The organism is Rhodoferax sp. (genome assembly GCF_014859475.1).
In the GTDB taxonomy this organism is placed as follows: Bacteria; Pseudomonadota; Gammaproteobacteria; order Burkholderiales; family Burkholderiaceae_C; genus Rhodoferax.
In genome coordinates, this window is record NZ_JACUUE010000213.1 from 1 (window position 1) to 4113 (window position 4113).

Annotated in this window: 5 protein-coding genes and 1 pseudogene; all 6 read left to right on the forward strand. The window is 61.2% G+C overall.

The window, feature by feature from the left end:
• The coding region (gene narH, locus IBX54_RS13170; protein WP_296543113.1) for a nitrate reductase subunit beta at positions 1–1030 on the forward strand (1030 nt) is incomplete at its 5' end.
• Positions 1031–1033: 3 nt separating this feature from the next.
• Entirely contained in the window at positions 1034–1753 is a 720-nt protein-coding gene (gene narJ, locus IBX54_RS13175; RefSeq protein ID WP_296543114.1) for a nitrate reductase molybdenum cofactor assembly chaperone, read from the forward strand.
• A complete protein-coding gene (gene narI / locus IBX54_RS13180; RefSeq protein WP_296543115.1) occupies positions 1750–2484 on the forward strand; it encodes a respiratory nitrate reductase subunit gamma in 735 nt (244 codons plus the stop codon). Before narJ ends, narI begins: the two co-directional genes overlap by 4 nt.
• A gap of 10 nt (positions 2485–2494) precedes the next feature.
• The gene (locus tag IBX54_RS13185; RefSeq protein WP_296543116.1) at positions 2495–3301 is read left to right on the forward strand and encodes a peptidylprolyl isomerase; all 807 of its coding nucleotides are present in this window, start codon (positions 2495–2497) and stop codon (positions 3299–3301) included.
• A gap of 88 nt (positions 3302–3389) precedes the next feature.
• Positions 3390–3800: a ribonucleotide reductase subunit alpha gene (locus IBX54_RS13190; protein WP_367141845.1), complete on the forward strand. Its 411-nt coding sequence runs from the start codon at positions 3390–3392 to the stop codon at positions 3798–3800.
• A gap of 89 nt (positions 3801–3889) precedes the next feature.
• Positions 3890–4027 (forward strand): annotated as a pseudogene (locus tag IBX54_RS13195) (helix-turn-helix domain-containing protein); the annotation flags it as partial.
• Between the last annotated feature and the right edge of the window lie 86 nt (positions 4028–4113).

Consider the following 4113-nt stretch of genomic DNA (forward strand, 5'->3'; position numbering starts at 1 on the left):
AGACATCTACGGCCAGTTCGAAAACACCTTCATGATGTACCTGCCGCGCCTGTGCGAGCACTGCCTCAACCCGGCGTGTGTAGCCAGCTGCCCGTCTGGCAGCATCTACAAGCGCGAGGAAGACGGCATTGTGCTCATTGACCAGGACAAATGCCGCGGCTGGCGCATGTGCATCAGCGGCTGCCCTTACAAAAAGATTTACTACAACTGGAAGTCCGGCAAGGCCGAAAAGTGCATCTTCTGCTACCCGCGCATCGAAGCCGGTCAGCCCACCGTATGCAGTGAAACCTGTGTCGGGCGCATTCGTTACCTGGGCGTGCTGCTTTACGATGCAGACCGCATTCAGGAGGCCGCGAGCGTGGAACATGACCGCGACCTGTACCAGGCCCAGCTTGACATCTTCCTGGACCCGAATGACCCCAAAGTCATCGAACAGGCCCGCATTGACGGCATTCCCGACAAGTGGATGGAAGCGGCGCGCAACAGCCCGGTTTACAAGATGGCGGTCGAATGGAAGGTCGCCCTGCCCTTGCACCCCGAGTACCGCACGCTGCCAATGGTCTGGTATGTGCCACCGCTGTCGCCTATTCAATCGGCGGCCAACGCCGGCAACATTGGCATCAACGGTGAAATACCCGATGTCAAGCAACTTCGGATTCCGGTGAAGTACCTGGCCAATCTGCTCACGGCGGGCGACACCTTCCCGGTGGAACGCGCACTGGAGCGCATGCTGGCGATGCGCGCCTACCAGCGCGGTAAACACGTGGATGGCAAACCCAACATGGCGGCGCTGGAGCAGGTGCAAATGAGCACACTGGAAGTCGAGGAGATGTACCAGGTGATGGCGATTGCCAACTACGAAGACCGCTTTGTCATCCCCAGCACGCACCGCGAATACGCCGAGAACACCTTTGACGTGCGTGGTGGCTGCGGCTTCTCGTTTGGTAACGGCTGCTCGGACGGCGCTTCTGAGGCCAGCCTGTTTGGCGGCAGCAAACGCCGCACCATCCCGATTCAGGCGGAGGTTTAAATCATGGCACTCTTTTCCAACCCAACACCCATCTCCCTGAGCCTGCGCGTGCTGGCGCGGCTGCTGTCCTACCCGGACACGCAGCTGCGCGCTGACCTGGACGACATGCGCCAGGCGTTGCTGTCTGAGAAAGCCATCGCCCCGGCGCGCCTGGAAGAACTTGACGCACTCATCAACGCCCTGGCACGCGGCAACGCGCTTGACAACGAGGCCGACTACGTCGAGGTCTTTGACCGCGGCCGCGCCACTTCGCTGCACCTGTTCGAACATGTGCATGGCGACTCACGCGACCGTGGCCCGGCCATGATCGACCTGGCGCAAACCTACGAAAAAGCCGGCCTGTTTCTCGGCCCCGATGAAATGCCGGACTACCTGCCGGTGGTGCTTGAATTTGTCTCGACCCAACCCCCCACGGAGGCACGCGCCTTTTTGAGCGAGATGGCGCACATCTTCAATGCCATTTTCAACGCCCTGCAACAGCGCAAAAGCCCTTACGCCAGCGTGCTCGGCGCACTGCTGGAGCTCAGTGGCGAAAAGGCGCACCCGGTCAAGATCGTGGCCGATGAGCCGCTCGACACCACCTGGGAAGAACCGGTGGTGTTTGATGGCTGCTCTGTCAAGGGACAGACCAAACCGGATCAACCCCAACCCATTCATTTTGTCAAAACCGATGCGGCAAAAACCCGTCAAAGCGCCGCCGCAACTGCTGGAGTCCCACTATGAACACCCTTGATTACCTCCTGTTTGGCGTCTATCCGTACATCGCCTTCGCCGTCTTCGTGCTCGGCAGCCTGATCCGCTTCGACCGCGACCAGTACACCTGGAAAAGCGACTCGTCGCAAATGCTGAAAATGGGGCAACTGCGCTGGGGCAGCAACCTGTTCCACATTGGTGTGCTGTTCCTGTTCTTTGGCCACACCGTGGGCATGCTGACACCGCACTTTGTCTATGAGAACTTCATCAGCGCCGGCGACAAGCAGCTCATGGCCATGATCAGCGGCGGCATTGCCGGTTTGCTGGGCTTCATTGGTGTCACCCTGCTGCTGCACCGCCGCCTGACCGAGCCACGCATCCGCATCAACTCCAAAACCAGCGACATCGTGCTGCTGGTGCTGTTGTGGCTGCAACTGGCGCTGGGCCTGGCCACCGTGCCGCTATCGGGCCAACACCTGGACGGCAGCATGATGATGAAACTGGCGGGCTGGGCGCAGGCCATCGTGACCTTCCAGCCGGGCGCAGTGGCACTGCTGGCGGATGCGGGTTTCATCTTCAAGACGCACATGTTCCTGGGCATGACGATCTTCTTCATCTTCCCATTCACCCGCCTGGTGCACGTCTGGAGCGGGTTTGCCTCAGTGAGCTATCTGCTGCGCCCCTACCAAGTGGTGCGGGCACGGCGCGTGAATGTGCCTGCCGGACAAAATCAGCCGCGCCAACCCGGCGCAGGTGTTTAAGGTGACAACCATGCAAACAACCCACCCGACCGAAGCCACCGTGGCGAGCATCAATGGCATTGCGCTGCACAACGCGGGCGATGCCTTGACGGCAGACGAGTTGCGCCAGCGCGCTTACGCCGAATTGTTGCGTCAGACCGCCATGCAAAAGGGCCTGCTCGACGCCCATGATGCGCCCGGCACCGACGGTGTCGCCAGCGAGGCGGCCTCCAGTGCCATCGAGACCTTGCTGGAGCAGGAACTGCAAGTGCCCGAGCCCTCCGAGGAAGCCTGCCGCCGCCACCACGCGGCCAACCAGGCAAGCCACTACACCACCGGTGAACGTGTCCATGTGCGTCACATCCTGTTCGCGGTCACGCCCGGAGTGGACCTGAACGCGCTGCGCAAGCAAGCCGAAGGCACCTTGCTCAATGTGCGCTGCTTTGACGGCACCAACACCAAAACCGGCACCGACGACGCGTTTGGCACGGCTGCCAAAACCCTGTCCAACTGCCCCAGCGGTGCCGATGGCGGCCAACTGGGCTGGTTGACCACGGCCGACTGCGCACCCGAGTTTGCCAAGGCGTTGTTTGGCCACACCGAAGTGGGTGTGCTGCCACGCTTGGTGCAGAGCCGTTTCGGCCTGCATGTGGTGGAAGTCCTGGGGCGCGAGGCCGGCGTGGCCCAGCCGTTCGAGTCGGTGCACGGCGCGGTACGCATGACGCTGAAACAGCAGACCTATGTGACCGCCTTGCGCCAGTACCTGAGCCTGGTGGCGGGCCAGGCGAGCGTCCATGGCGTGAGCCTGGAAGCAGCCGACACATCGCTGGTGCAATAGGTCGTTCAAAGATGCCCTCAGCTGCAGTGCCTGATGAATTGCTAACGCGCATCCGGCGCTTTCACGACCACAACACCCCATCCACACCATGACCATCAACATTGCCAATTTTGACGATCTGCTGCAGGCCGCGCGCCAGCAGGCACAACCGCAGCGCCTGCTGATGGTGTTCACCAGCGCCGAATTGCCCGACGACTGCACCCCGCAGCAACGCCAGGAATTTGAAGCCGGGCACGGCGGCGCCCTGGTGCCGGCCATGGTCGCCGACAAGGCACCCGAGGAAATCCAGAGCTTTGCGGCGCTCAAGCTTGAATCCGGCAAGTTTCAAAGCCAATGGCATGTGGTGTTTGTCGCCTCGCTGACGGGCGCCAACAACACGCCGGCGAGCAGCAGCGACGTAGAAAAAACGCTGGAACGCATGGTGGCGTCCGTCAAACTTGGCGCACTTGACAACATGGTCGCCTTTGACACTTCTGGCAATGCCATCATGCTGGAATAGCCGTGGCGCTGGACCCGCAACTTTTTGACTGCGGCGCTTTCTGGCGGGTTCACCGCAGTTCAGTAGCTTGTCGCCCAATGAGTTGTTGCGCCTCACGCCTGTCGCTCACACCGGAGTATTTTTCTCGCGTCGCGCATGAGCTTGAAGCACAGCAGCTCATTGCCATCGACCGGCGTGACATCCGGATTCTCGATGTGGAAAAACTGCTGGGATACGGCGCGCAGTAACAATGACGGGGCTGCATGGCCAGCCAAACCCGCAGCCGGTCCCTGGCCAAGCCAGCGCGAACCACGCCAAGCACCGCGAAAACCTG